32 protein-coding genes are annotated in these 25,373 nt (G+C 70.7%); 15 read left to right on the plus strand and 17 right to left on the minus strand.

Features of this window, described 5'->3' with window-relative positions:
- The first annotated feature begins 64 nt into the window (after positions 1–64).
- The 8 genes from EP26_RS02710 (at position 65) to hpxZ (ending at position 7,149) form a co-directional block, all read left to right on the plus strand.
- Positions 65–523 (plus strand): acyl-CoA thioesterase, encoded by a 459-nt coding sequence (locus tag EP26_RS02710; protein WP_043335444.1) that lies wholly within the window; start codon positions 65–67, stop codon positions 521–523.
- On the plus strand, positions 523–1,500 hold the full coding sequence (locus EP26_RS02715) for a D-2-hydroxyacid dehydrogenase family protein (protein WP_043335446.1): 978 nt from the start codon (positions 523–525) through the stop codon (positions 1,498–1,500). Before EP26_RS02710 ends, EP26_RS02715 begins: the two co-directional genes overlap by 1 nt.
- 117 nt (positions 1,501–1,617) lie before the next feature.
- Positions 1,618–2,565 carry an ABC transporter substrate-binding protein gene (locus tag EP26_RS02720; protein WP_043335449.1) on the plus strand — a complete coding sequence of 316 codons (948 nt, stop codon included), beginning with the start codon at positions 1,618–1,620 and terminating at the stop codon, positions 2,563–2,565.
- Positions 2,562–3,362: an ABC transporter permease gene (locus tag EP26_RS02725; RefSeq protein WP_052388717.1), complete on the plus strand. Its 801-nt coding sequence runs from the start codon at positions 2,562–2,564 to the stop codon at positions 3,360–3,362. The genes EP26_RS02720 and EP26_RS02725 overlap by 4 nt, the downstream gene beginning before the upstream one ends.
- Entirely contained in the window at positions 3,355–4,146 is a 792-nt protein-coding gene (locus EP26_RS02730) for an ABC transporter ATP-binding protein (protein ID WP_052388718.1), read from the plus strand. Before EP26_RS02725 ends, EP26_RS02730 begins: the two co-directional genes overlap by 8 nt.
- Before the next feature lie 11 nt (positions 4,147–4,157).
- Complete coding sequence (locus EP26_RS02735) at positions 4,158–5,000, plus strand: alpha/beta hydrolase (RefSeq protein WP_052388719.1); 843 nt, start codon at positions 4,158–4,160, stop codon at positions 4,998–5,000.
- Entirely contained in the window at positions 5,000–6,778 is a 1,779-nt protein-coding gene (gene atzF, locus EP26_RS02740) for an allophanate hydrolase (protein ID WP_211259359.1), read from the plus strand. The genes EP26_RS02735 and atzF overlap by 1 nt, the downstream gene beginning before the upstream one ends.
- On the plus strand, positions 6,778–7,149 hold the full coding sequence (gene hpxZ / locus EP26_RS02745; RefSeq protein WP_043335455.1) for an oxalurate catabolism protein HpxZ: 372 nt from the start codon (positions 6,778–6,780) through the stop codon (positions 7,147–7,149). The genes atzF and hpxZ overlap by 1 nt, the downstream gene beginning before the upstream one ends.
- Here the strand turns inward: hpxZ and EP26_RS02750 are convergent.
- Positions 7,146–8,348: a Zn-dependent hydrolase gene (locus EP26_RS02750; RefSeq protein ID WP_043335680.1), complete on the minus strand. Its 1,203-nt coding sequence runs from the start codon at positions 8,346–8,348 to the stop codon at positions 7,146–7,148. The two genes, hpxZ and EP26_RS02750, sit on opposite strands and share 4 nt — an antisense overlap.
- A 71-nt stretch (positions 8,349–8,419) precedes the next feature.
- On the opposite strand from EP26_RS02750, the gene EP26_RS36155 reads away from it, so the two are divergent.
- Genes EP26_RS36155 through EP26_RS02760 form a run of 3 tightly spaced genes read left to right on the plus strand, consistent with a single transcriptional unit; the run spans position 8,420 to position 9,955 of the window.
- On the plus strand, positions 8,420–8,590 hold the full coding sequence (locus EP26_RS36155) for a hypothetical protein (RefSeq protein ID WP_169747353.1): 171 nt from the start codon (positions 8,420–8,422) through the stop codon (positions 8,588–8,590).
- A complete protein-coding gene (locus EP26_RS02755) occupies positions 8,587–9,564 on the plus strand; it encodes a Bug family tripartite tricarboxylate transporter substrate binding protein (protein WP_043335458.1) in 978 nt (325 codons plus the stop codon). Before EP26_RS36155 ends, EP26_RS02755 begins: the two co-directional genes overlap by 4 nt.
- A gap of 4 nt (positions 9,565–9,568) precedes the next feature.
- Positions 9,569–9,955, plus strand: a complete 387-nt coding sequence (locus tag EP26_RS02760; RefSeq protein WP_043335461.1) for a RidA family protein — start codon at positions 9,569–9,571, stop codon at positions 9,953–9,955.
- Here EP26_RS02760 and EP26_RS02765 read toward each other — a convergent pair whose 3' ends face one another.
- On the minus strand, positions 9,956–10,744 hold the full coding sequence (locus EP26_RS02765; protein WP_043335463.1) for a cyclase family protein: 789 nt from the start codon (positions 10,742–10,744) through the stop codon (positions 9,956–9,958). It abuts the gene before it with no gap.
- An 11-nt stretch (positions 10,745–10,755) separates the two neighbouring features.
- The gene (locus EP26_RS02770; protein WP_043335465.1) at positions 10,756–11,541 is read right to left on the minus strand and encodes an SDR family NAD(P)-dependent oxidoreductase; all 786 of its coding nucleotides are present in this window, start codon (positions 11,539–11,541) and stop codon (positions 10,756–10,758) included.
- 69 nt (positions 11,542–11,610) lie between these two features.
- On the opposite strand from EP26_RS02770, the gene EP26_RS02775 reads away from it, so the two are divergent.
- Positions 11,611–11,934 (plus strand): 2Fe-2S iron-sulfur cluster-binding protein, encoded by a 324-nt coding sequence (locus EP26_RS02775; protein WP_043335467.1) that lies wholly within the window; start codon positions 11,611–11,613, stop codon positions 11,932–11,934.
- 6 nt (positions 11,935–11,940) lie between these two features.
- Here the strand turns inward: EP26_RS02775 and EP26_RS02780 are convergent, their stop codons facing one another.
- Together EP26_RS02780 and EP26_RS02785 are read right to left on the minus strand one after the other, a co-directional pair.
- Positions 11,941–13,254 carry a GDSL-type esterase/lipase family protein gene (locus tag EP26_RS02780; protein WP_043335468.1) on the minus strand — a complete coding sequence of 438 codons (1,314 nt, stop codon included), beginning with the start codon at positions 13,252–13,254 and terminating at the stop codon, positions 11,941–11,943.
- A gap of 131 nt (positions 13,255–13,385) precedes the next feature.
- Positions 13,386–13,649 (minus strand): hypothetical protein, encoded by a 264-nt coding sequence (locus tag EP26_RS02785; protein ID WP_043335471.1) that lies wholly within the window; start codon positions 13,647–13,649, stop codon positions 13,386–13,388.
- Positions 13,650–13,828: 179 nt separating this feature from the next.
- Here EP26_RS02785 and EP26_RS02790 point away from each other — a divergent pair, with 179 nt between their 5' ends.
- The gene (locus EP26_RS02790; protein WP_043335473.1) at positions 13,829–14,596 is read left to right on the plus strand and encodes a helix-turn-helix domain-containing protein; all 768 of its coding nucleotides are present in this window, start codon (positions 13,829–13,831) and stop codon (positions 14,594–14,596) included.
- A 1-nt stretch (position 14,597) separates the two neighbouring features.
- Here the strand turns inward: EP26_RS02790 and EP26_RS02795 are convergent, their stop codons facing one another.
- Positions 14,598–15,410: a squalene/phytoene synthase family protein gene (locus EP26_RS02795; RefSeq protein WP_052388743.1), complete on the minus strand. Its 813-nt coding sequence runs from the start codon at positions 15,408–15,410 to the stop codon at positions 14,598–14,600.
- A 107-nt stretch (positions 15,411–15,517) separates the two neighbouring features.
- Here EP26_RS02795 and EP26_RS02800 point away from each other — a divergent pair, with 107 nt between their 5' ends.
- The gene (locus EP26_RS02800; protein ID WP_043335476.1) at positions 15,518–16,156 is read left to right on the plus strand and encodes a superoxide dismutase; all 639 of its coding nucleotides are present in this window, start codon (positions 15,518–15,520) and stop codon (positions 16,154–16,156) included.
- Positions 16,157–16,177: 21 nt separating this feature from the next.
- Here EP26_RS02800 and EP26_RS02805 read toward each other — a convergent pair whose 3' ends face one another.
- From EP26_RS02805 to yajC, 3 genes are all read right to left on the minus strand, one after another.
- Positions 16,178–16,774, minus strand: coding sequence for a cysteine hydrolase family protein (locus EP26_RS02805; protein ID WP_043335479.1), 597 nt, complete (start codon positions 16,772–16,774; stop codon positions 16,178–16,180).
- A 78-nt stretch (positions 16,775–16,852) separates the two neighbouring features.
- Positions 16,853–17,275: a hypothetical protein gene (locus EP26_RS02810; RefSeq protein ID WP_043335481.1), complete on the minus strand. Its 423-nt coding sequence runs from the start codon at positions 17,273–17,275 to the stop codon at positions 16,853–16,855.
- Positions 17,272–17,604 carry a preprotein translocase subunit YajC gene (yajC, locus tag EP26_RS02815; protein WP_043335484.1) on the minus strand — a complete coding sequence of 111 codons (333 nt, stop codon included), beginning with the start codon at positions 17,602–17,604 and terminating at the stop codon, positions 17,272–17,274. The genes EP26_RS02810 and yajC overlap by 4 nt, the downstream gene beginning before the upstream one ends.
- A gap of 99 nt (positions 17,605–17,703) precedes the next feature.
- Here yajC and EP26_RS02820 point away from each other — a divergent pair, with 99 nt between their 5' ends.
- Positions 17,704–18,549: an ATP-binding protein gene (locus EP26_RS02820; protein WP_043335487.1), complete on the plus strand. Its 846-nt coding sequence runs from the start codon at positions 17,704–17,706 to the stop codon at positions 18,547–18,549.
- A gap of 70 nt (positions 18,550–18,619) precedes the next feature.
- Here the strand turns inward: EP26_RS02820 and serS are convergent, their stop codons facing one another.
- From serS to nagZ, 8 genes are all read right to left on the minus strand, one after another.
- A complete protein-coding gene (gene serS, locus EP26_RS02825; RefSeq protein WP_043335488.1) occupies positions 18,620–19,876 on the minus strand; it encodes a serine--tRNA ligase in 1,257 nt (418 codons plus the stop codon).
- A gap of 3 nt (positions 19,877–19,879) precedes the next feature.
- A complete protein-coding gene (tatC, locus tag EP26_RS02830; protein ID WP_043335490.1) occupies positions 19,880–20,671 on the minus strand; it encodes a twin-arginine translocase subunit TatC in 792 nt (263 codons plus the stop codon).
- Positions 20,672–20,683: 12 nt separating this feature from the next.
- Positions 20,684–21,196, minus strand: a complete 513-nt coding sequence (gene tatB / locus EP26_RS02835; protein WP_052388720.1) for a Sec-independent protein translocase protein TatB — start codon at positions 21,194–21,196, stop codon at positions 20,684–20,686.
- Between the two features lie 66 nt (positions 21,197–21,262).
- Positions 21,263–22,303 (minus strand): ABC transporter ATP-binding protein, encoded by a 1,041-nt coding sequence (locus EP26_RS02840; protein WP_052388721.1) that lies wholly within the window; start codon positions 22,301–22,303, stop codon positions 21,263–21,265.
- Positions 22,300–22,914: an SMC-Scp complex subunit ScpB gene (scpB, locus tag EP26_RS02845; protein ID WP_084112280.1), complete on the minus strand. Its 615-nt coding sequence runs from the start codon at positions 22,912–22,914 to the stop codon at positions 22,300–22,302. The genes EP26_RS02840 and scpB overlap by 4 nt, the downstream gene beginning before the upstream one ends.
- On the minus strand, positions 22,898–23,662 hold the full coding sequence (locus EP26_RS02850) for a segregation and condensation protein A (protein WP_052388722.1): 765 nt from the start codon (positions 23,660–23,662) through the stop codon (positions 22,898–22,900). The genes scpB and EP26_RS02850 overlap by 17 nt, the downstream gene beginning before the upstream one ends.
- The gene (locus EP26_RS02855; protein ID WP_052388723.1) at positions 23,659–24,378 is read right to left on the minus strand and encodes a site-2 protease family protein; all 720 of its coding nucleotides are present in this window, start codon (positions 24,376–24,378) and stop codon (positions 23,659–23,661) included. The genes EP26_RS02850 and EP26_RS02855 overlap by 4 nt, the downstream gene beginning before the upstream one ends.
- Positions 24,375–25,373 (minus strand): beta-N-acetylhexosaminidase, encoded by a 999-nt coding sequence (gene nagZ / locus EP26_RS02860; RefSeq protein WP_043335497.1) that lies wholly within the window; start codon positions 25,371–25,373, stop codon positions 24,375–24,377. Before nagZ ends, EP26_RS02855 begins: the two co-directional genes overlap by 4 nt.

Genomic DNA, 25,373 nt, shown 5'->3' on the forward strand with positions numbered 1-25,373 from the left:
CCGGGGAGCGTGACGTGCCGCCTTCTGCCCTCATCCATGCCTGCCGACTCGGCGGGGCCGCGGCGTGAGCCGGCCGCCCATCGGCACCCGTGCCGACTACCGCTGGTTCATCGCCATCCCGACCCGCTGGATGGACAACGACGTCTATGGCCATGTGAACAACGTCACCTATTACAGCTGGGTCGATACGGCGGTGGCGCAGTTCCTGATCGAGCAGGGGGTGCTCGACCTGAAGGCCAGCAGCGAGGTCGGGCTGGTGGTGGATACCGGCTGCCGCTACTTCGCGCCGATCGCCTTCCCCGATTCCGTGACCTGCGGGGTGCGGTGCGGGCGGCTCGGGACCAGCTCCATCCGCTACGAGGTCGGCATCTTCCGCAATGCGGAGGAGCGGGCGAGTGCGGAGGCGCATTTCGTCCATGTCTATGTGGCACGGGCCGAGCAGGGGCGGAGCGTGCCCCTTCCCGCCCGGCTGCGCGAGGCCGCGACGCGGCTGCTGCTGCCCAAGGATAAGGAAGACGCGTGATGCCTGGATTGAGCCGCCTTGCCATCCTCGACGACTATCAGGGCGTGGCGCTGACGCGTGGGCCCTGGGACCGATTGCCCGAGGCGCTGACGATCGAGGTGTTCCGGGATACCGTCACCGAGATGGAGGCGCTGGTGGCGCGGCTGCTGCCCTTCGACGCCATCCTCATCATGCGCGAGCGCACGCCCTTCCCGCGGGCGCTGCTGGAGCGGCTGCCGAATCTGCGGCTGCTGATCACCACCGGGGCGCGGAACCGGAGCGTCGATCTGGAGGCGGCGGCTGAGCGCGGGGTGACGGTCTGCGGCACGCCGAGCTTCGGGCATCCGACCGTCGATCTGACCTGGGGGCTGATCCTTTCGCTCATGCGGCGCATCCCGGAGCAGCAGGCCTCGCTGCGCTCGGGTGGTTGGCAGATCGCGCCGGGGGGGAGCATCGGCTCGACCTTCGAAGGGAAGGTGCTGGGGGTGATGGGGCTCGGCAATCTCGGCAGCCGGGTCGCCAAGGTGGGGCAGGCCTTCGGGATGGAGGTGATCGCCTGGAGCCAGAACCTCACCGCCGAGAAGGCCGAGGCGGCGGGGGCGCGGCTGGTCGGGAAGGCGCAGCTGATGGAGGAGGCGGATGTGGTGAGCCTGCACCTCATCCTGTCGGACCGGTCGCGGGGGATCGTCGGGGCGGAGGAGCTGGGGCGGATGAAGCGCTCGGCCTTCATCGTCAATACCAGCCGGGGGCCGCTGATCGAGCAGGAGGCGCTGATCACCGCCTTGCAGGACGGGCAAATCGCGGGGGCGGGCATCGACGTCTTCGACCGGGAGCCGCTGCCACCGGGGCATCCGCTGCTGGCGGCGCCCAATACCGTGCTGACGCCGCACCTGGGCTACGTCACCGAGGAGAATTACGCGCAGTACTTCCTCGGCGCCGTCGAGGCGGTGGAGGCCTTCCTGGCGGGGCGGCCGATCCGGGAGTTGCGCGCGGGGTGAGCGGGATGCCGCTTTCGGCGGCAGCGCAGGGAAGTTAGCGGGACGGAAGCGCCTCACAGGTGCGGCATGGGCGTTGCATGGGCAGGCGAAACGTCCCGCTCCTGGAGGATCGCTTCCATGCCCATCGCCCGCCGCGCGCTGCTTGGCGCCGCCTCCGCCGCCCTCGCCGCACCTGCCCTGCACGCGCAGGGCGTCACGGTGAGGATGGGGGCGCTGCGGCTGATCCATTCCATCGCGCCCTATCTCTATGAGCGGTTTCAGCCGGCGGGGATGAAGATCGAGGTGATCCCCTTCGAGAGTCCGACCGAGGGCAAGAATGCGGTCGTGACCAAATCTGTGGATTTCGGTGCCTTCGGCATCGCCGCCGGCATCCTCGGCGCGGCGGCGCGGGAGCCGGTGACGGTGATCGGCTCCTGCTGCGACCGGGTCATGGCAGTGGTGGCGAAGAAGGAGGCCGAGATCGAGACGCTGCGCGACCTGCGCGGCAAGCGCGTCGGCATCTGGCCGGGTTCGACGCAGGAGGTCTTCATCCTCGAGCGGCTCAGGATGGAGGGGATGACGATCCGCGACGTGCAGTCGGTGCGGGTCTCCTTCTCCGAGATGCCGATCGCGCTGGCCCGTGGCGATGTCGATGCCTATGTCGGGGCGGAACCGGGACCGGGTGTCTCCATTTCCTCGGGCGTCGGGAAGATCGTCGAGTATCCTTATTCGACGCCGATGGGCTCGCTGAACATGATCTTTGCCACGCATCCCGAGACCGTCGCGCAGCGGCCGGACCTCGTGCGGGCCATGCTGAAGGTGCACCGGCAGGCGAGCGAATTCGGCATGGCCAACCGCGGCGTCACCATCGAGACTGCGGTGGCGAAGCTTGGGATGCGGCGGGATGCGTTGGAGGTCAGCCTGCCGAATGTCGAGCTGAACTGGCAGATGACCCCCGAGATGGTGGTGCGGGCGAAGACTTATGCCGAGCAGATGCTGAGCCTGAAGCAGATCCGCGCGCTGCCGGATTTCGGCACCTTCTTCGACGCGAGGTTCTCGGACGAGCTGGCGAAGTCTGCGGCATGACGGCGCTGGCGGTGCGCGCCACCGCCTCGCGCCAAGCACTGCTGGCGGTGGCGGCGCCGGTGCTCGGCCTGCTCGCCTGGCATGTGGCGACGAGCGGGCCGGGCTATCACCTGATCCCGCCGCCGGCCGACGTCGCGGTGCAGTGGTGGGACCTCGCCTTCGGCGGGGTCTGGGACGACCTCTATTCGGCGACGCTGTGGACCCATGCGATGGCGAGCCTCGGGCGGGTCTATGGCGGCTTCGCGCTGGCCGCGCTCGTCGCGCTGCCGATGGGGATGCTGATCGGGCGCATCGCGGTGGTGCGGGACCTGCTCGACCCGTCCTTGCAGATCCTGCGGCCGATCCCGGTCACCGCCTGGCTGCCGCTGGCCATGATCGTCTTCGGCATCGGGCCGCGCAGCGCCTTCTTCCTGGTCTTCCTCGGCGCCTTCTATCCGTTCCTGCTGAATACGGTCTTCGGCGTGAGGAGCGTCGAGGGGCGGCTGTTCGAGGCGGCGGCGATGCTCGGCGTCGGGCGGCAGGCGGTGTTCTGGAAGGTGGTACTGCCGGCCTCCCTCCCCTCGATCTTCACGGGGCTCAGGTTGGGGCTGGGGTTTGCCTGGGTGGTGATCGTCGTCGGCGAGATGACGGGGGTGCAGACGGGGCTCGGCGCCATCATCATGGAGGCGCGGCAGCTCTCGCGGACGGAGATCGTCATCTCTGGGATGGTGACGATCGGGGTGCTGGGGTTCCTCTCCGACCGGGCGGTGCAGCTGCTCGGGCGTCGGCTGCTGCGCTGGAGTCCGCAACATGGGTGAGGTGCTGGAGCGGCCGGCGGCGACGGGGACGGTGCTGCCGATCCTCGACATCCAGCATGTCGACAAGCGCTTCGCCTTCGGGGCAGAGACGATCACGGCGCTCTCGGATGCGACGCTGCGCATCGGCAAGGGAGAATTCATCTGCCTGATCGGGCCGTCCGGCTGCGGGAAATCGACCCTGCTGCGGATGATCGCGGGGTTCGAGACAGTGAGCAGCGGCGCCTTGCTCATGTGGGGCAAGCCGGTGAGTGGGCCGGGGCCGGACCGGGGAATGGTGTTCCAGGATTACGGGCTCTTTCCCTGGCTGACGGTGAGCCAGAACATCGCCTTCGGGCCGGTGGCGCGCGGGCGGCCGAAGGCGGAGGCGGCGGCGATCGCCAGGCGCTTCGTCGAGATGGTGGGGCTGACGCGCTTCGCGGAAGCCTATCCGCACCAGCTCTCTGGGGGCATGAAGCAGCGGGTCGCCATCGCCCGGGTGCTCGCCAACGATGCAGAGGTGGTGCTGATGGACGAGCCCTTCGGTGCGTTGGATGCGATGACGCGCGAGCGGCTGCAGGAGGATCTGCTGGAGATTTGGGCGCGCGCGAAGCTCAGCATCATCTTCGTCACCCATGCGATCGAGGAGGCGATCATCCTCGCCGACCGGGTGGTGGTGATGTCGCCGGGACCGGGGCGGATCATCGCCGATGAGCGCATCGCCCTGCCCAGGCCGCGCGACCCGACGGGGGTGGAGTTCAACGCGCTCAGGCGGCATCTTTCGGGGCTGCTCGGCAGTCATCATTAGGGGTTCCCGCCATGGCATATGATCCGCTGCCGCCCTTCTGGGCCGGCGCCAGCAAGGCCGAGCGCAGCGCGGCCTATGACAACAGCACGGCGGTGAAGGACAGCCCGGCGCTGATCGCGGCGCGGAATGCCGAGGCGGCGCCGTTCCGCGCGGCGCGCGCCGGGCATCTCGACCTGGGCTACGGGGCGACGGAGCGGACAGCGTGGGATCTCTTCCCCGCGAAGGAGGCATCGGCGCCCTGCCTCGTTTTCATCCATGGCGGCTATTGGCAGCGGAACCGGCGGGAGGATTTCTGTGCCTTCATGGCGGGGGCGCTGGAGCGCGGGTGGTCGGCGGCGTTGCCGGGCCACACGCTGGGACCGGAGGCCTCGCTGACGCAGATCGTGGGTGAGATCAGGGCTTCGTTGGACTGGCTCGCCCTGCATGGGAGGGAGCATGGGATCGCGGGGAAGGTCGTGGTCTCGGGCTGGTCGGCAGGCGGGCATCTGACGGCGATGGCACTCGACCATCCGCGGGTCTCGGCGGGGCTCGCCATCTCCGGCATCTTTGAGCTGGCGCCGATCCGGGATACCGAGCTCGACGAGAAGCTCGGGCTGACCGAGGCGGAGCTGGCCTCGCTATCGCCGATGCGGCTGCCGGTGGTGCGGAAGCCGCTCGCCATCGCCTATGGCACCGGCGAGCTGCCGGAGCTGCGGCGGCAGTCGCGGGCGTTCCACAAGCTGCGGGCCGAGGCGCATGCACCGGGGGCGCTGATCCCGGTGAGCGGGGCGGATCACTTCCGCATCCTAGAGGCGCTGAAGGCGCCGGATGGGGAGTTGCTACGGGCGGCGGACGAGCTGCTGAGGTTCGGCTGATGGTGCCGGCGGCTTTCACCTTCGCGGCGCTGGCGGGCTTCTTCGCGCAGGGCGGCAGCCCGGTGGCGGTGACGGAGGCGGCGCTCGCGCGGATCGCGGCGTGGGACGATCCGGCGCTGTTCCTGGCGCGGGTGTCCGACGAGGAGGTGCTGGCGCGGGCGAAGGCGCTGGCGGCGGAGGGGCCGCGCGGGCGGCCGCTCTTCGGCCTGCCTTTCGTGGTGAAGGACAATATCGACTGCGCCGGGCTGCCGACGACGGCGGCCTGCCCGGATTTCGCCTATGTGCCGGAGGCGGATGCGCCGGCGGTGGCGCGGCTGCTGGCAGCGGGTGCGGTGCTGCTGGGGAAGGTCAATCTCGACCAGTTCGCTACGGGGCTGAACGGGACGCGGAGCCCGCATGGCACGCCGCGCAACCCGGTGGCGGCGGAGTGCATCCCGGGTGGTTCGTCTTCCGGCTCGGCGGCGGCGGTAGCGGCGGGGATCGCGGCCTTCTCGCTGGGGACGGATACGGCCGGGTCGGGGCGGGTGCCTGCCATGGCCTGCAACATCGTCGGGTTGAAGCCGAGCCTCGGGCTGGTGCCGACCATGGGGGTCGTGCCGGCTTGCCGGTCGTTGGATTGCGTCTCGGTTTTCGCGCTGACGGTCGCGGATGCCGCTGCCGTGCTCGAGGTGATGGCGGGGGTGGCGGAGGGGGACCGGTATGGACGCCCGGCCCCGCTCGGCTGGCGGACGGCTCCGGCGGCCCAGCCGGCCTGGCTGCTGGCGGCGCCACTGCCGGGGCAGCTGGTCTTCGATACGGCGGATGATGCGGCGCTCTATGAGGCGGCGCTGGCACGGGCCGGAACGGTGGAGAGGGTGGATATCGCGCCCTTCCTCGCCATCGCGCAGCGGCTCTATGACGGGGCTTGGGTGGCGGAGCGGACGGCGGCGCTGCGGGGCTTCCTCGTCGAGCGGCCGGGGAGCGTGCATCCGGTGACGCGGAGTATCCTGGAAGCGGGGCTCGGCAAGCTGACCGTCGATGCCTGGGAGGATTTCCACGCCGCCGCCGAGGCCAAGCGGTTGGCGAGGCTGCTCTTCGCCCGGGTGGATGCGCTGGTGCTGCCGACGGCGCCGGGGGTGCCGACGCTTGCCGACCTCGCGGCGGAGCCGGTGGCGGCGAACAGCCGGCTCGGGACCTATACCAACTTCGTCAATATTTGCGACCTCGCGGCGCTGGCGGTGCCAGCGGGGTTCCGCGGCGACGGGCGGCCCTTCGGCGTGACGCTGGTGGGGCCGGCCTTTTCCGAGGCGCGGCTGGCGGGGCTGGGGGCCGGGCTGCACGCCTCGGCGGGGGTTGGGCTCGGGGCGCTGGGCGGGGCGGTACCGGCGGCGCCGGAGCCCCCTGCCCTCACCTCCGACGAATTGCCGCTGCTGGCGATTGGGGCGCATATGGCGGGGCTGCCGCTCAATCCGCAGCTGCTCCGACATGGCGGGCGGTTCCTCGGCAAGGCGCGGACGGCGACGGTCTATCGGCTGCACGATCTCGGCGGACGGCCAGGGATGGTGCGGGTCGGCGAAGGTGGCGTCGCGGTGGCGGGTGAGGTCTGGGCGGTGCCGGCCGCTTCGGTGGGGCCGTTCCTCGCCGAGATTCCGCCGCCGCTCGGCTTCGGGCGGGTGGAGATGGCGGACGGGTCGCGGCCGCTCGGCTTCCTCTGCGAGGCGGCGGGTGTCGCGGGAATGCCGGATATCTCGGCGACGGGTGGGTGGCGGGCCTATCTCAAAGGTAAGGAGGGGGCGTGATGGAGGTCGATCTGCCGGAGGTGCTGGCCGAGATGCGGGCGGCCTTCGCCGAGTATGAGCGGGCGCTCGTCACCAACGACGTACCGGTGCTGCAGGCGCTGTTCCGCCGCGACGGTCGGACGCTGCGCTACGGGCCGGCGGAGTGCCTCTATGGCTGGGAGGCGATCGCGGCCTTCCGTAGCGGGCGCTCGCCGGTCGGGCTGGCGCGGGAGCTGGAGAATACGGTGATCACCACCTTCGGGCACGACTTCGCCGTGGCCAATACGGAATTCATCCGGGCGGGGAAGCGAGGGCGGCAGAGCCAGACATGGGTGCGCTTTCCCGAGGATGGCTGGGGGATCGTTGCCGCCCATGTGTCGCTGATGGGCTAACCCTTCAGGTAGGTTTCCGCGGCGTCGGCGAGGATCTGGCAGCAGAGCGCCAGGTCCTCCTCCTTGGTGTCCTCCGCCCAGTGGTGGCTGATGCCGCCGATGGAGGGGGTGAATAGCATCGAGACGGGCATGACGCGGGCGATGTATTGCGCGTCATGGCCAGCGCCGCTCGGCATGCGCTGCCAGAGGCCGGGGGCGTGGCGCTCCGCCGCGGAGTCGAGGGCGGCCATCATCGCGGTGTCGCAGGGGGCGGGGAGCGACTTGCTGATGTTGGTCAGCATCGCCTCGCAGCGCTCACGGCAGTTGCTCTCCTGCACGCAGGCGCGGAGGCAGGCTTCCATGCGATCGAGCGTCGCCACGTCGATGTCGCGGAACTGGAAGAGGATGTCGGCGCGGCCGGGGATGATGCTCGGCGCGCCGGGCTCGACCGAGATGCGGCCGGTGGTCCAGGTGCTGCGTGCGCCGCAGGCCTTGGGCATCTCCCGGTCGATCATCGAAAGCAGGCGCACGGCGGTGAGGCCGGCGTCGCGGCGCTCGGCCATGGTGGTGCCGCCGGCATGGTCCTGCATGCCCTCGATGGTGATGCGCCACTGCCAGATGGCGACGATGCCGGTGACCACGCCGGCGCGGCGGCCGGCGCGCTCGAGCTGCGTGCCCTGCTCGATATGCATCTCGAAGAAGCCCTTGTGGCGGCCGGGCTCGAGCTGCATGCGCGGCTTGCCGGCGAGGCCGGCGGCGGCCAGCGCCTCGCGTAGCGGCGTGCCGTCATTGCGGCTGCGGCTGCGGTCGATCTCCTCCTCAGGCAGGGCGCCGATGATCGACTTGCTGCCGAGGAAGCCGCCCTCGAAATGCCCCTCCTCATCGGCGAAGGCAGCGACGTCGACGGGTAGGCCGGCGCGGGCCAAGGCGAGCGCCGCCATGACGCCAAGCGCGCCGTCGAGCCAGCCGGCCTGGTTCTGGCTCTCGATATGGCTGCCGGCGAGAAGATGGGGCCCCGGGCTGCGATGGCGGCCGTAGACATTGCCGATGCCGTCGATGCTCGGCTCCAGGCCGATCTCCGCCATGCGCTCCATCAGCCAGCGCCGGCTCTCCATGTCCTGCGGCGAATAGGTCGGGCGGTGGACGCCGGTCTTGTAGGCGCCGATCCGGCGAAGTTCTTTGAGGTCGCGGAGGAAGCGGTCGGCGTCGATCTGCGGCATGATGGTCCCCGGTTGCGTCGCGGCATGCTGGCGCCGGAGCGGGGGGCGCGCAACCGGGCGGCGCAGGGCCGATGTGGCGCGGGGCGACGGCATCGGTCATGCCGGTGGCGGTGCGGCATGGCGCCTGCCTGCCGCTTGTGCAGGCGCTGTCTCGTGGCGACGGTTTCCCCGATGCCGCGGCCTTGCCGGGGCCTGGGGCAGCCGCGACCATCGGCGCCCTGCCGCAGGAGAACCATCGATGACCGCCTTCGCCCCGACGCGCCGCGCCGCGCTCGCCGCGTTGCTCGCCGCCCCTGCCCTCGTGCCCGCGCGGGCGCAGGGCTGGGCGCCGAGCCAGCCGGTGCGGGTGATCATCCCCTTCACGCCGGGCGGGACGATGGATCCGGTGGTGCGCATCGTGCAGAACCTCCTCACGCAATCTCTCGGCCAGCCGGTGGTGATCGAGCACCGGCCGGGCGGAGCGACGGTGATCGGCACGCAGGAGGTGGCGCGTTCGGCCCCCGATGGCCACACAATGATCATGATCGCCAATAGCTTCGCGGCGAATGTCACGCTCCGGCCGAGCATGCCCTACAAGCCGCTGACGGATTTCGCGCCGCTGGTGATGGCGACCGTGGTGCCGCATGTGCTGGTGGTGCATCCCTCTGTCGCGCGGAACTTCGACGGCTTCCTTGAGGCGGGGCGGAAGCCCGGGCCGGGCCTCGCTTTCGGCTCCTATGGCATCGGCACCTCGAACCATCTGGGCGGCGAGCAATTCCGCGAGGCGGCGCGGCTGAATGCGACGCATGTGCCCTATAACGGCGCGCCGCAGGCGATGACGGACCTGATCGGCAACCGGCTGCAATTCATGTTCGCCAACCTGCCGGACGTGATCCAGCCGGCGCAGCTCGGGCAGATGCGGGCCGTCGCCATCTCGGCCGAGGCGCGCGTGAAGGAGCTGCCCGATGTGCCGACGATGGCGGAGCTCGGATTCCCGCTGGTGCTCTCCGACAGCTGGTTCGGGCTGATCCTGCGCGCCGATGTGCCGGCGCCGGCACGGGCGCGGCTGGAAACCGCCTGGATCGAGGCGTTGAACCGACCGGAGGTGAAGGGGCGGCTGGAGGAGTTGGGCTTCACCGTGCTGGCCCGGCCCGGGGCGCAGTTCGGCGAGGAGATCCTGCGCTATACCAAGACCTATGCGGAGGTGGTCCGCGCCAACGGAATCAAGGTGGAGTAAGAGGATGGAACCGCTCGAGCACATCTTTCCCGAGGGGCAGCACAAGGTGCCCGCACCGCTCTCGCCGGCGGTGAAGGTCGGCAATCTGCTCTTCGTCTCCGGCATCCCGGCCTATGCGGCGGATGGGACGCTGGCAGTCGGCGACTTCACCGCACAGATGACGCAAACCATGGCGAACATCACCGCCATCCTGGCCGTCGTGGGAGCGGGATGGGACCGCGTGGCGAAGGTCAACGTGCTGCTGACCCGGCGCGAGGACTTCGCCGAGATGAACCGGATCTATGCCGCGCACTTCCTGGACGGGAAGTACCCGGCACGGACCACAGCGATCGTCTACTCGCTGCCGCGGCCCAATTTCCTGCTGGAAATCGAGTGTATCGCCGTCCTCTAGCTAGTCGTCGATGATGGCGACGGCGCGGGTCCAGCCGGCGGAGCCGCGATGGACCTTGACTGGGAAGCAGACGACCTGGAAGCCGTCCGATGGCAGGCTTTCCAGGTTGTGCAACTTCTCGAGATGCGAGTAGCCGATCTCGCGGCCAGCGCGGTGGCCTTCCCAGATCAGCGAGGCATCGCCGCCCTCGGCGATCTTGCGCTTCGTGTGGCTGAAGGGGGCATCCCAGGACCAGGCATCGGTGCCAACGAGGCGAATGCCGCGCTCCAGCAGCCAGAGCGTCGCCGCCTTGCCCATGCCACAGCCGCGGTCGATGTAGTCCTCCTCGCCATAGCGCAGGCCGGCGGCGGTGTTGACGACGACGATCTCGAGCGGCCGCAGCTCATGGCCGATGCGCTTCAGCTCGGCCTCGACATCGCCGGGCTGGACGACATAGCCGTCCTCCATGTGGCGGAAGTCGAGCTTCACGGCGGAGTTGAAGCACCATTCCAGCGGCACCTCGTCGATGCGCCAGGAGGGTTCGCCGCCGGGCACCAGGCGCTCATTCATCCGCGAGAAGTAGTGGTAGGGCGCGTCGAGATGCGTGCCGTTATGGGTGCTGATGTCGACGCGCTCCACGGCCGCGTATTCGCCATTCGGCAGGGCGGAGACGGGGACGCCCATATAGGCCGCCATGTGCGGGGCGGACATGTGGTGATCGACATACTCGATCTTCGGCAGCATCTCCGGCGGGTCGGAGCGGATGCCCGCCTTCAGCGGGACGGAGATGTCGATGAAGCGGCGGGGCATGCGAGGTCTCCCTAGAAGATCGAGTAACCGCCGTCGATGACGAAGCTGTCGCCGGTGTGGAAGGCGCTGGCGGCGCTCATCAAATAGACGCCGACGCCGCCGAAATCCTCGCCCGTACCCCAGCGGCGCATCGGCACGCGGGGCAGGACATTGCCGGCAAATTTCGGGTCGGCGACGGAGCGGGCGGTCATGTCCGTCTCGATCCAGCCAGGGAGGATGGCGTGGGCGCGGATGCCGTGGCGGGCCTGCTCCACCGCGAGGGCGCGGATCATCGAGACCATGCCGCCCTTCGATGCGCCGTAATGCTCGTTGCGGGCCGCGCCCTCGATAGCGGCGAGCGAGGCGGTGCCGACCAGGACGCCGCCCTTGTCGCCCGATTCGGCGCGGGCGCGCATGTGGCGGACGGCGGCGCGGAAGGTGAGGAAGGCGCCGGTGAGGTTGACGCGGATCACCCGGTCCCACTGCTCCTTTGTGCGCTCAATGAAGGGGCCGGAGCGGCCGCCGGAGATGCCGGCATTGGCGAAGCAGCCATCGACGCGGCCGAGTTGCGCCAGCGTCTCGGCGAAGGCGGCCTCTACCTCGGCCTCCTCGCCGACATCGCAGCGGAGCGCGAGGACGCGGCGGCCGGTGGCGGCGAGGCGGGCGCGGGCGGCCTCGTTCTTCGCCTCGTTGGTGCCCCAGATGGCGATGTCGGCGCCGGCCTGGGCCAGCGCCTCGGCCAAGCCGAGGCCGATGCCGCCATTGCCGCCGGTGACGAGCGCCACCTTGCCTGTCAGGTCGAAGGGCGCGTAGGCCATGCTGGTTTTCCTCCCCAGGGTCCGGCCGGCAGGTTGCACCCTCTGCCGGGGAGCGCCAAGGAGGCCCGAATGCCGCAGATCACCTTCCTCCTACCCGATGGGCGTGCCGAGACGCTGGAGGCGGGGGATGCGCCGACGGTAATGCATCTGGCGATCCGCCACGACCTGCCCGGCATGCCGGCGGAATGCGGCGGGCAGCTCGCCTGCGCGACCTGCATGATCGATGTGGCGGAGGCGTGGCGCGGGCGGCTGCCGGAGGCCTCACCGGATGAGCGGGATATGATCGAGGACAAGGTCGGCCGCGTGCCGGAGGGGCGGCGGCTCTGCTGCCAGATCGCGGTGACCTCGGCGCTGGATGGGCTGGTGGTCGCCATCCCCGAGCGGCAAGCGTAGCGCCCGTCAGCGCAGGGCGGGCAGCAGCGCTCCGAGGTCGATGCTGTTGGCCATCGCCAGGTAGCCGGCGCGGTTGGGGTGGAGGCGGTCCCCGGGGCCACCCGTAGTGCTCTCAGGCACCATTTCCGGGCGGATGCCGCCGGTCGCCGGGTCGAGCGTCGCGGCGTCGAAGTCGATGACCGCGTCGAAGAGCCCGCTGCGGCGGATGAACTCGTTCAGCGCGCGCCGCTTCTCGTCCTGCTCGCGGAAGCCGTGCGGCTGGCCCTCGGTACTGAGAGCAGGGGTCAACGTTGCACCGATCACCCGAACGCCCGGCAGGCGGGCGCGGATTCGGGCGACGGTGTCGCGTATTGCGGCCTGCACCGTCTCCACGCTCGCATTGCCATTGCGGCTGAAATCGTTGATGCCCTCCAGCCAGATCACCGTGGTGACGCCTGAGAGGGTCAGCACGTCGCGCTCCAGCCGCTGGCCGGCGGCGGGGCCGCCGGGGAAGGGTTTCTGTGGCGAGTATTCGGCGGGGCCGGCGACCTGGTTGCCGCCAATGCCGGCATTGACCACGGCGGCGCGGTTGCCGAAGCGGGCGACGAGGCGGCGGTTGAGGATGTCGGGCCAGCGGTCGTCGCCATTGAGGGTGCTGGCGGTGCCGTCGGTGATGCTGTCGCCGAAGCAGACCACGACGGGCGTGCCGGCGGGGGCGCGGACATCGAGCGCGTCGAGGAAGAACCAGCTCGTCGTGCTGAAGGGGAAGGCCCCCTCGCCTTCCTCATGGCCGAGCGAACCGACGCCGGGCGGCGTCGCGTAGGAGGTCTGCAGCGCCTTGGCGTGCCAGGTCATCGGCCCGCTCTCGCCGGCGACATGCAGGCTGACGGCGAGCTTGCGGCCCTGCATGGTCCCAGGCCCGGTCTCGGGCACGAAGGCCAGGGTGACGGGGTCGCTCCAGGCGCTCTCGCCAGGGGGCAGGGTGAGGGCTTCGCGGCCAGCGAAACGGACCGGCTGGTTGCTGCCGGGGACCAGCGCGGCGCCGCCGAGTTGCAGGCCAATACTCACGCCGTCCAGCGTCAGCGGGCGGGTACCGAAGGCGTTGGAGAAGCGCAGGCGGACCTCCCTCCCCCAGAGGCTCGGGCGGAGGATGAGGCGGAGGGTCTGGTCGCTAGCGCCGCGGGCAGGGTCAGGGAAAGCGAATCGCTGGTCCGGCTGGGCGGAGGGGTTGCCGGTCGGATAGGGGCCCTGAACGGAAGCGGCCCAGCTGGTCGCCCAGGCCTGGGCCTTGGCAGGCATCGCAAGGCTCATGGCGACGAGTAGCGCGGCGACGAGGCGCATCCGGGTCCCTCCTGGCAGTGCGGCCAGTCTGGGCGGCGGCGGGGCGGGCGTCCACTGATGCGGTGAACCTCCGTCCGGCGCATGACCGAGCTGCTTCGCGCTACGATCCGGGAAACCAGGAGGGCGGCGCCTCAGCGCCAGCCGTAGCCGCCGCCGTATCCATTGCGATAGCCACCACCGTAGCCTCTGCCATATCCGCTGCCGTAGCCTCCACGGTAGCTGCCACCGTAGTAGCCGCGGCTGTAGCCGCCGCCATAGGCATAACGGGGCGAGCCACCATAGCCATAGCCGTAACCGCTCTGGCGGTGGCCGTAGCCGCCCGTATAGGCGACGCAGCCGCCGAGGCTGGCGGTGACGGTCAGCAGGGCGAGGATCTTCATCAGCCGGCGGGTCATGGCGACCTCCCTGGAGGAATGGCGGTTGGGGGACGGGCCTTCCTCCTGCGTCACATGAACGGCCGGAGGTATGGCCGGAGCGCGGCGGGGCGGTGCTGGTTTCGAGGCAGCACGGCCTTGTTTCCGCCTTACCTCGGAGGTCATGGCGGCGCGGCGGGCGGCTCGCTAGCCTCGGCGGCATGGAGAATTTCGGGCGGATGCTGAAGGAGTGGCGGCAGGTGCGGCGGCGCAGCCAGCTCGACTTGGCGCTGGATGCGGAGATCTCGGCGCGGCATCTGAGCTTCATCGAGACCGGCCGGGCCAGGCCGAGCAGGGAGATGGTGCTGCGCCTCGCCGAGCAGCTCGACATGCCGCTGCGCGAGCGGAACCTGCTGCTACTGGCGGCGGGCTTCGCCCCGGTCTTTCCGGAGCGGGGCTATGAGGACCCGGCGCTCGGCCCGGTGCGGGCGATGGTGGAGCGGGTGCTGGCGGGGCATGCACCCTTCCCCGCCGTCGCCATCGACCGGCACTGGACCCTGCTGGCGGCGAATGCGGCGGTCGGGCCGCTGCTGGCGGGCTGCGATGCAGTGCTGCTGAAGCCGCCCGTCAACGTGCTGCGGCTCAGCCTGCATGAGCGGGGGCTGGCGCCGCGGATCGCCAACCTGCCGGAATGGCGGGCGCATCTGCTCCTGCGGCTCCGGCGGCAGGTGGCGGAGACGGCAGACCCGGTGCTTTCGGCTTTGCTGGAGGAGCTGATCTCCTATCCCTCGCCGAGTTCGGACCGGCGGGCGGGCGAAGAGGCTGGCATCGCGGTGCCCTTCCAGCTGGCGACGGAGGCGGGGGTGCTCAGCTTCCTCAGCACGACCATGGTCTTCGGCACGCCGCGCGACATCCTGCTCTCGGAGCTGGCGGTGGAGGCCTTCTTGCCGGCGGACGACTTCACCCTGGTGGCGCTCGGCGGGCGATGACTCAGACGCGGCCGAGCAGGCCGCCGGCGGTGACGGCGAGGCGGTCGGAGAGGCCGCGGGTCGGCGGGATGGGCCGGCCGCGGGCGAGGCGGCGGAGGTCGCGGCGGGCGAGCACCAGTGGCAGGGCGGCGGCGATGGCGCCGCGGGGCGGGCGGGGACGGAGGCTGCGGGCCCTGTCGAGCCCCTGCCCCGCCAGGCCGGCGATGACGGGGGCGGCGGTGGCGGGCTCGGCAATGACCGCTTCGGCGCTAAGGCCCGCAGCGGCGAGGCGGTCGGCGGGCAGGAGGCACCGGCCCTGGCCGGCCAGGCTGACGGTGCTGCGGAGGATGCCGGCAAGGCCATAGGCGGCGCCGGCCTCCTGCAAGGCGGCGAGCGCCGGGCCGGCGGCGCCGAGCAGGCGGCCGGCGGCGACAGCGAAGCCGCCGGCGCTGGCGCGCAGATAGGCGGCAAAGGCGGACTCGGTCGGGATGCCTTCCTCCTCCGCCTCGGCCTCGCGGGCATCGGCCATGGCCTGGAGATCGGGCGGATCGAGCAGGCCGGCGGCGATGGCGGCGTGCAGGGGCTCGGCGACCTCGTGGCGGCGGGGGGGCTTGCCGGTCGCCGCCTCCTCCACCGCGTCGCGCCACCATTGCAGGCGGATCAGCGCGATCATCGGGGTGCGGGCGGCCTCGCGGGCGCGGGCGAGCTCGTGGTTGTAGGCGATCAGGGTGAAGAGCGCCTCGCGCCGGTCCGGCGGCGCGAAGAGCGCGCAGAGGAAGCGGTCGGGGTCATGCGCGCGGGCGAAGGCGCCAATCGGGGAGAGCGTGCTGGGCATCACAGGCTTCATGCCCGCTTGCTTGACGGGCGGGAAGCCGCCGCCTAGCTCTCGACCTAGCTCCCGGACCTACCGGGTGCCGTACCCACCATAACGGGAGAGATCCAATGGCCTTCAGCCTGCCGCCGCTGCCATACGACACCAGCGCGCTCGCCGCCCAGGGCATGTGCCAGGAGACGCTCGAGCTGCATCATGGCAAGCACCACAACGCCTATGTCACCGCGCTCAACGGGCTGATCGAGAGCAAGGGCCTCGCCGGCAAGTCGCTCGAGGACATCGTCGCCGAGGCGGGCAAGGCCGGGGCCGACGGGCTGCCGGTGCTCAACCAGGCGGGGCAGCACTGGAACCACATCCTGTTCTGGCAGGTGATGTCGCCGAAGGGTGGCGGAGACAAGCTGCCGGGGACGCTGGCGGCGAAGATCGACCAGGATCTCGGCGGCCTCGCGCAGTTCAAGGAGGCCTTCAAGCAGGCCGGTGTGACGCAGTTCGGCTCCGGCTGGGCCTGGCTGATCGTCGGCGCCGACGGCAAGCTGAAGGTGACGAAGACGCCGAACGGCTCCAACCCGGTCGCTACCGGCGAGGGCACCCCGATCCTCGGCGTCGATGTGTGGGAGCACGCCTACTATCTCGACTTCCGCAACGTGCGCCCGAACTACCTCGACAACTTCCTCAACAAGCTGGTCGATTGGGAAGTCGTGGAGACGCTGCTGAAGAATGGCGGCCTGAAGTCCGGCCAGAGCGCCTGAGGCTTCGGAAGGGACCCGGTCTCAGCGCAGGGCTGAGACCGGCACCACCACGGCGAAGCGGTCCGCCAGCTCGGCGAGCGCGATGCGGTGGATCTCGGCGCCGCTGAGGGCGGGGCCGCCGAGCGGATCCGGCAGGGCGCGGGTCGCCGCGGCATCGCCCGCGATCGTCACCCGGTAGCCGAGGTCGAGCGCCGCGCGGGCGGTACTGCTGATGCACATATGTGTCTGGAAGCCGGCAAGGACCAGTTCCTTGCGGCCAAGCGCGGCCAGCGCCTCGCCGAGGCCGGTCTGGGCGAAGGCGTTCGGCAGGGGCTTCTCGATCACCTGCTCGCCGGACTGCGGCGCGGCCTCCGCCACGATCGCGCCGCCTTCCGCCTCGCGGTCAAAGAGGCTGCCGGGGCGGCCCTTGTGCGCGATGTGGATGACCGGCGTGCCGGCGGCGCGGGCCGCATGCAGGAGGGTAGCGAGGCGCTCCAGCGCCGGCTCGATCCCCTCCAGTGGCAGCTTGCCGGTGCGGTACTCGCCCTGGGCGTCGACTACGACGAGCACGGCATCGGCAAGGCTCGGTGGGGCGAGCGCGGCGCCTGCCATCTGCAGCAGGGTCTTGGGATCGGACATCGGTGGCTCCTCGGTTGTTATCGGATCATGCCAAGATAGGACCGGCCTGACCTCTGCCGAGGGCGCGGGACGGTTCCTCTATTCCGCGAATACCGGATGGCGGGCGAGGCCGGGGGCGAAGCGGGCGAAGGGTTCGGCCAGCGCCTCGGGCCAGCGGGCTTGGCGGCCTGGGGCGAGGTGGACCGGGCCGCCATCGACCAACAGCAGGAGGAAAAGCTGCTCGGCCTGCCAATCGAAGGCGAGGAAAAGGCCGCGATCGCCCTCCCTGCCCCAGCCGACCAGCCAGCGTTCGGCGACCATGGCGACCGGGGGACCGGGCAGGCGCAGCCCCTCATAGACCGATTGCTGGCGGCCACGCGCGGCGCCGCGCAGCGGCATGGACACGGCGGGTTCAGCGGCAAGCTGGACCAGCGTGCCGCCGAGGGCGCGGCGGGCATCGGGCTCGGCGGCCAGGGCCGGCACCGGCAGCAGCAGCGCCGCCAGTGCCCGGCGCGGGATCACGCCTTGGTCTCGGCTCCGATCGGCTTCAGCACGTCGCCGATGGTCTGGCGCAGCACGCTGACGCGGACATTGGGAGCGATCTCCACCTCCACCTCGTCCACGCCTTCCTTCACGGTGACCACCTTGGCGATGATGCCGCCCGCGGTCAGCACGCGGTCGCCGCGCTTGAGCGAGGCGAGCAAGGCGCGGTGCTCGCGCTGCTTCTTCTGCTGCGGACGGATCAGCAGGAAGTAGAAGACGCCGAAGATCAGCAGCAGCGGCGCGAGCTGGGTGACGAGCGCGGCGGCGCCGCCGGCGGCGTCCTGGGCGTAGGCGGGGGAGATCAGCATCCCGGGCGAATTCCTTATTGGGCCGGCTTGCCGTAGACGGCGGGCGCAAACTAGCTTTCGCCCCCCGCCCGTCAAGCCTCCCCCGTACTGGAACACTCCATGGACACCGCCCTGCTGACCCGCATCGCTGAAGCGCTGGAGCGCCTGGCACCGCCGCCGCCGCCCGCGCCCTCGCTGGACGGGGCGGATGCCTTCGTATGGCATCCGGAGCCGGTGGCGCGGCTGACGCCGGTGCCGAAGGTGGCGCGGGTCGAGATCGGGCTGCTGCAGGGCGTCGACCGGCAGAAGGGCATCCTGCTCGAGAACACGCTGCGCTTCGCCCGCGGCTTCCCGGCCAACAACGTGATGCTGTGGGGCGCGCGGGGGATGGGGAAGTCATCGCTGGTGAAGGCGGCCCATGCCGCGGCGCTGGCCGAGCGTGCGGGAAGCCTCGCTCTGATCGAAATCCAGCGGGAGGATATCCGTAGCCTGCCGGCGCTGCTCAACATCCTGCGCGGGCAGGCGCGGCGCTGCCTGGTCTTCTGCGACGACCTGTCCTTCGAGCGAGAGGATGCCGACTACAAGGCGCTGAAGAGCGTGCTCGATGGCGGGATCGAGGGGCGGCCGGCGAATGTGCTGTTCTACGCGACCAGCAACCGGCGCCACCTGATGTCGCGCGACATGATCGAGAACGAGCGCAGCACCGCCATCAACCCGGGCGAAGCGGTGGAGGAGAAGGTCTCGCTCAGCGACCGCTTCGGGCTGTGGCTCGGCTTCCACAATTGCGACCAGCCGACCTACTTCGCCATGGTCGAAGGCTATGCGCGGGCGCTCGGCCTTGAGGTCGGCGAGGAGGAGATCAGGCGGCAGGCCAATGAGTGGTCGGTGACGCGCGGCGGGCGGTCGGGACGGGTGGCCTGGCAGTTCATCCAGGATCTGGCGGGAAGAATGGGGGTGGCTGCCTGAAGGTTGAGGAGGGCTTTGCCCTCCTCAAACTCCACCCACCAAAGACCGAAGGGCCTTTGGAAACCTTGAGTCAGGCGATGCGGTCCTGGCCGCTCATCCAGGGGCGTAAGACCTCTGGGATCAAGATGCTACCATCCGCTTGCTGGTGGGTCTCCATCACCGCGATCAAGGCGCGGCCGACGGCGACGCCGCTGCCGTTCAGCGTGTGCAGGAAGACATTGCCCTTGCCCTCGGTGGGCTTCATGCGGGCATTCATCCGCCGGGCCTGGAAGTCGCGGCAGTTGGAGCAGGAGGAAATCTCCCGCCACGCCCCCTGCCCCGGTAACCAGACCTCGAGGTCATAGGTCTTCGCCGCGCCGAAGCCGGTATCGCCGGCGCAGAGCACGATGCGGCGCCAGGTGAGGCCAAGCTCCGTCAGCACCCGCTCGGCGCAGCGCGTCATCCGCTCGTGCTCCTCGGCGCTGTCCTCGGGGCGGGTGACGGAGACCATCTCGACCTTGTGGAACTGGTGCTGGCGGAGCATCCCCCGCGTGTCGCGCCCGGCGCTGCCGGCCTCGGAGCGGAAGCTTGGCGAGAGGGCGGTATAGCGGAAGGGCAGCGCGGCTTCGGGGACAATCTCGTCGCGGACCAGGTTGGTCAGCGGCACCTCGGCGGTCGGGATGAGGTAGCGGCCGTCCGTGGTCTTGAAGAGGTCTTCCTCGAACTTCGGCAGCTGGCCGGTGCCGTACATGCTGGCCGGGTTGACGAGATAGGGCACGGAGGTCTCGGTGTAGCCGTGCTCCGTCGCGTGGAGGGTCAGCATCCACTGGCCGAGGGCGCGCTCGAGCCGGGCGAGCGCGCCGCGGAGGACGGTGAAGCGGGCGCCGGCCAGCTTGGTGGCAGCGGCGAAATCCATCAGGCCTAGGGCTTCGCCGAGCTCGAAATGCTGCTTCGGAGCGAAGTTCGGTCGGGGCGGCTCACCATGCTGGTGCAGGACGACGTTGTCCGACTCGTCGCGGCCATCCGGGACGTCCGCGTCGAGGATATTGGGAAGCGTCGCGAGCCGGTCGTCGATCTCGAAGCGCCGGGTCTCGAAGGCTTCAAGAAATTGACGGAGCTCGCGGGCCTCGTCCTCAAGCGCCGCCGTGTCCTCGCCCTTGCGCTTCCGCATGCCGATCTGCTTCGCCAGCTCGTTGCGGCGGGTCAGCGCCTCCTGCTGGCGCGTCACGTCCTCGCGGCGGGCGGCATCTAGCGCGAGCAGCTCCGCACTGAGAGGTGCGAGGCCGCGGCGGGCCATGGCGGCGTCGAACCCGGCCGGGTCGGCGCGGAGGGCGCGGATGTCATGCATGGGTCAGGTCTTCGTCCCGCCGTCCTTCTTCCGCCCCATCCAGGTCGCGGCGAGGATCGAGATCTCGTAAAGGGCGATCATAGGCACGGCGAGGCCGATCTGGCTGATGACGTCGGGCGGAGTGATCACGGCGGCGAACACGAACATGCCGACGATGGCGTAGCGGCGGCCCTTCCTCAGCGTCTCGACGCTCAGGATGCCGACGCGGCACAGCAGCGTCAGCAGCACCGGCAGCTGGAAGGCGATGCCGAAGGCGAGGATCATCTGCATGACCAGCGAGAGGTATTCGCTGACCTTGGCCTCGAGCTGGATCGGCAACGCGCCGTCGCCGGGCGGCGTCTCGAAGGTGATAAAGAAGTGCCAGGCGAGCGGGAAGATGAAGTAGTAGGCCAGCGCCGCGCCCATCACGAAGAGAAAGGGCGAGGCGACGAGGAAGGGCGTGATCGCCCGTTTCTCGCTGCGGTAGAGGCCGGGGGCGACGAAGAGCCAGAGCTGCGTCGCCCAGATCGGGAAGCTGAAGAAGACGGCACCGAAGAAGGCGACCTTCAGGTAGGTGAAGAAGGCCTCGTAGAGGGCGGTGAAGATCATCCGCCGCTCGCCGCCGCCCTGGCTCTGCAGGATGTCGGCCAGCGGCCGGGCGAGGAAGCCGTAGATCTGCGCGGAGAAGTAGTAGCAGATGGCGAAGGCGATGGCGAAGGCGCCGACCGACCAGAGAAGCCGCGTGCGCAGCTCCATCAGGTGGTCGAGCAGCGGCATCGGCTTGTCGTCGATGGTATCGTCCGGGTCGCGCGGCACGGGCGTGGGTGCTCAGCTCTGTTTGGTCGGTTGGGGCGGGGCCGGCTCGGCCGGCGGCACGAAGGCGGGGGCGGCCGGCGGCGCGGCGGCCACGGTCGGGGCGGGCACGGCGCTTGGCGGGATGAAGGCCGGTGCTGCCGGGCGTGGCGGCTCGGCTGCGGGCGGGGGTGGCGGACCGAAGCTCTCGGCGGCCGGCGCGGGCGTGGGCTCGGGCGGCGGGGAGTAGCTCGGCTTCAGCGGGTCCTCGGTGAAGGTCTTGCGGATCGTGCCGTCCTTGTCCACCGCCTTCGTGAATTCGTCGCGGACGTTGAAGCGGCGGATCTCGTTGATCGACTGCCGCACCTCGTCGAGATTGGCCTCGCGCACCAGCTCGTCGGCCTGGCCCTGGAACTCGCTGGCCATGCGGCGCAGCTTGGAGATGCCGCGGGCGACGCCGCGGATGGCCTCGGGCAGGTCCTTCGGGCCGATGACGACGAGCGCCACCACGCCGATCAGGGCAATCTCGGACCAGGCTAGATCAAACATCGTGTCTCCGGCTCCGCCTCGTCGCGCGGGCCGCCTCCGTTAGCAGGATAGTCTGCCTGCGCCAATCTAGGGAGCGGGGGTCGGAAATACGAAGGCGCGTTCGGGATCCAACGCCAGCTTCACCTCCTCTCCACGTCGGAGCGGCAGGCCGGGCGGCAGCCGGGCATGAAGATGCAGCGTCCCTCCGGCCCCGTCGGGCAGGGTGAGATGGGCGAGGCTGGTGGCGCCCAGCAGGCGGCAGGCCTCGACGCGGGCGACGGGGCCCTCGGCGCCGCCGAGGCGGAGGCCTTCCGGGCGAAGGAGAAGCTCGGCCGGGCCGTCGGGTAGGGGGCAGGGAAGCGGGCCGAGGACGGTCCTTGCCTCGCCAGCACGGATTCGGGCAGGCAGGCGGTTCACCTCGCCGAGGAAGGTGGCGACGAAGGGGCTGGCGGGATGGAGATAAAGCTCCTGCGGCGTGCCGAGCTGGGCCACCCTCCCCTCCTGCATGAGGGCGATGCGGTCGGCGAGGAACATCGCCTCCTCCGCGTCATGGGTGACGATGAGGGCGGGGATGCCGGCGGATTGCAGGACATGCAGCGTGTCGTCGCGCACCTGCTCGCGGAGCCTCGCGTCGAGGCTGGCGAAGGCCTCGTCGAGCAGCAGGGCGCGTGGACGGGGGGCGAGCGCCCGCGCCAGCGCGACGCGCTGCTGCTGGCCGCCGGAAAGGGTGTGGGGGTAGGCGTTGGCCATCGCCTCCAGCCCGACCCGGGCCAGGGCCTCGGCCACCTGCCAGGCGCGCTCGCCGCGCGGGGTGGCGCCGAGGCCGAAGGCGACGTTGCCGGCGACGGTCAGGTGGGGGAAGAGGGCGTAGTCCTGGAAGACGAAGCCGACCCGCCGGGCCTCGGGCGGCAGCTCTCGGCCTGGCTCGGCAAGCGTGGTGCCATCCAGCTCGATGCGGCCGGCCTGGAGCGGCTCGAGGCCAGCGACGAGGCGGAGCAGCGTCGTCTTTCCGTCACCCGAGGGGCCAAGCAGGCAGAGAATCTCGCCGGCGGCGACTTCGAGGTCGATGCCGCGGAGGATCTCGCTTGCCCCATAGGCGTGGCGGATGCCGCTGAGGCGGAGACTCATGCCGAGTGCGGCGAGGCCGGCTCGTTCACCAATTCCTCGCGGCGCGGCAGGTCGGTCAGCGCCTTCAGGCCGAATTGCTCGAGGAAGCGCGGGGTGGTGCCCCAGAGGCTCGGGCGGCCGGGGACCTCCTTGCGGCCGCGCGGGGCGATGAGGCCCATCTCCAGCAAGGCTTCGAGCGTCGATTGCGAGAGAGAGGCGCCGCGGATCTCCTCGATCTCGGCGCGGGTCGCGGGTTGGTGGTAGGCGATGATGGCGAGGGTTTCCATCGCCACGCGCGGCAGGCGACGGGGGACCTCGACCACCTTGGTGATGGCCGGCGCCAGGTCGGGCGCTGTGCGGAAGGCGACGCCGCCGGCGACCTCGACCAGCTCGACCGGACGGCCGGCGGTTGTCGCCATCAACGCGGTGATGACGGCACGGGGGTCGATGCCAAGTGGCAGGGCATGAGCCAGCCGGGCAGGCGCGACAGGGCGGTCGCTGGCGAAGATCAGCGCCTCGGCGATGCGCAGCGCATGTGCGAAGAGGGCCGGGTCCGCCTCCACAACAGGCTCGGCGGTGGTTTCGAGCAGGGCTTCGGCCAAGGGTTCGGCGGGCTCAGGCAGCTCGGACATCGGGGATCGCTTCGGTCGGGGCGGTGCGGCGGACCAGGATGGGGCCGAAGGCGCGGTCCTGCTGCAGCTCGATGGCGCCGCCGCGGGCGGTCTCGAGCGCGGCGATGAGGGTGCTGGCCAGCGCGGCGCGCTGCTCGACCGGGTCGGTCAGGCCTTCGGGTAGGAAGCGGTGCAGCACCGCCCAGTCCGGCAGCGCGCCGATCAGCCGGCCGAGCCGGGCCAGCGCATCCTGCACCGTCCAGAGCTTGCGGTGCTTCGGCGTGTAGGGGCGGCGGGCGAGCGCCCGGCGACGGGCGGCGGCATAGGCCTGGAGCAGGGCAGGCAGGTCGGCATGGAGGCCGCTGCGGTCCTCGATGCGGAGCTGCTCGGCGGCGCCGCGGGCGAAGACCTCGCGGCCGAGCTGGCCGCGATTGGTCAACCAGGCGGCGGCGAGGCGCATGCGCTCCAGCTCGGCGAGGCGGTCGGTCAGCGCGGCGGCGAGGGCCTCGGCATCGACCTCCTCGGTTGGGTCGGGTGGGACCAGCAGGCGGGACTTCAGCCAGGCGAGCCAGGCGGCCATCACCAGCCAGTCGGCCGCCAGTTCGAGGCGGACGCGGCGGGCCTGCTCCAGCACGGCGAGGAACTGGTCCACGAGGGCGATGATGGAAATCTTCTCGAGATCGACCTTCTGCGCCCGCGCCAGGTCGAGCAGTAGGTCAAGCGGCCCCTCGAAGCCGTCGAGGCGGAGATGCAGGACCGGCTGGGTCATTCGCCCCCTCCCCCATTGCCCGTGACCAGCAGCACGAGGTCGAAGGCCTGGGCGATGACGTTGCGGAGTGCCCAGCCGACCGGGTCGTAGCCTTCCGCGATTCGCGGCAGCAGGAAGACAGCGATGAGCACGATGAGGATGCCCCAGCGCTCCAGTCGCATATAGGGCAGCGCCAGCGCCCGCGGCAGCAGGCCGGCGACGATCCGCCCGCCATCGAGCGGCGGGATGGGCAGCAGGTTGAACAGGCCGAGGACCAGGTTGGCGAGGATTGCGTACTGGACGAAGCGGAGGCCGGCGAAGAGCAGGTCGCGCGGCGCCGTGCCGTCGAGCGCGACCAGCGGGTGGACCAGCAGGCCGGCGATGATCGCCAGGGCGAAATTCATCAAGGGGCCAGCGGCGGCGACCAACATCATCCCCTGCCGCGGGTGGCGCAGCGCCCAAATATTCACCGGCACCGGCTTGGCCCAGCCGAACATGAACTCGACCCGGCCGATGGTCAGCAACTGGCCGAGCAGCAATATGCCGGGTACCAGCACCGTGCCGACCGGGTCCACATGGCGGATCGGGTTGAGGCTGAGACGGCCGGCCAGCTTCGCCGTCGGATCGCCGAGGGCGAGCGCGGCATAGCCATGCGCCGCCTCGTGCAAGGTGATCGCCAGGACCGAGGCGAGCACCGCGGCCACCAGCTCCGGCAGCCAGCCGAAGCCCTCGGTCACGCGGCGGCCACGAGCCGAGCGTCCCGGAGGGCGAGCAGGCTGGCGGGGTCGAGCGCCTGGCGGGCGGCCAGCACCCGGGTGCGGGTCTCGGCTAGCCGCACCTCTGCCTGTTCCGGAAGGGTGGGGCAGCCGGCAAGGACGGCGGCGCTGTCCTCCAGCACGCCGTTGCAGTGGAGGACGATGTCGCAGCCGGCGGCGATCGCGGCTGCGGCGAGCTCGCCGGGCTCGCCTTCCAGCGCCTTCATGCAAAGGTCGTCGCTGACCAGCACGCCCTGGAAGCCGATGGCGCGGCGGATCACCTGGCCAATGACCAGCGGCGAGAGGGTTGCCGGGCGCTCCGGGTCCAGCTCCTCATAGACGATATGCGCGGTCATGGCCCAGGCAGCGATGTCGGCCAGGGCGGCGAAGGGGCCGCAATCCTCGACCAGCATCTCGCGCGGGGCGGTGACGCGGGGCAGCTCGTAATGGCTGTCGACCATGGCGCGGCCGTGGCCGGGGATGTGCTTTACCACGGGGATGCAGCCGGCCTGCTGGAGGCCTTCGGCCCAGGCGAGGCCGAGGCGGGCGACCTCCTCCGGGTCGTCGCTGAAGGCGCGGTCGCCGATGATGCCATGGGCGCCAGGCATCCGCAGGTCGAGGACCGGGGCGCAGACCACGTCGAAGCCGGCCTCGCGGCAGATCAGGCCGTGGAGCGCGGCATTGGCGCGGGCGGCCTCGTCCGGAGCACCCTCGAAGCGGGCGGCGGGCGGGAAGTCGGGCCAGTGCGGGGCGCGGAGGCGGGCGACGCGGCCGCCCTCCTGGTCGACCAGGATGGGGGCGGATTCGCCCAGCTCCTCACGGATGGAGGCGGTGAGGGCGCGCAACTGCGCGGGGTCGGCGATGTTGCGGGCAAAGAGGATTACGCCGAGCGGGGGCGTGGCGCGCAGCAGCGCCCGTTCCTCCTCGCTCAGCGCATGGCCGGAGAGGCCGATGATGGCGGCGCGCGGCCGGGTCAT

Origin of the sequence: Belnapia moabensis DSM 16746, assembly GCF_000745835.1 — a bacterium.
Classification (GTDB): domain Bacteria; phylum Pseudomonadota; class Alphaproteobacteria; order Acetobacterales; family Acetobacteraceae; genus Belnapia; species Belnapia moabensis.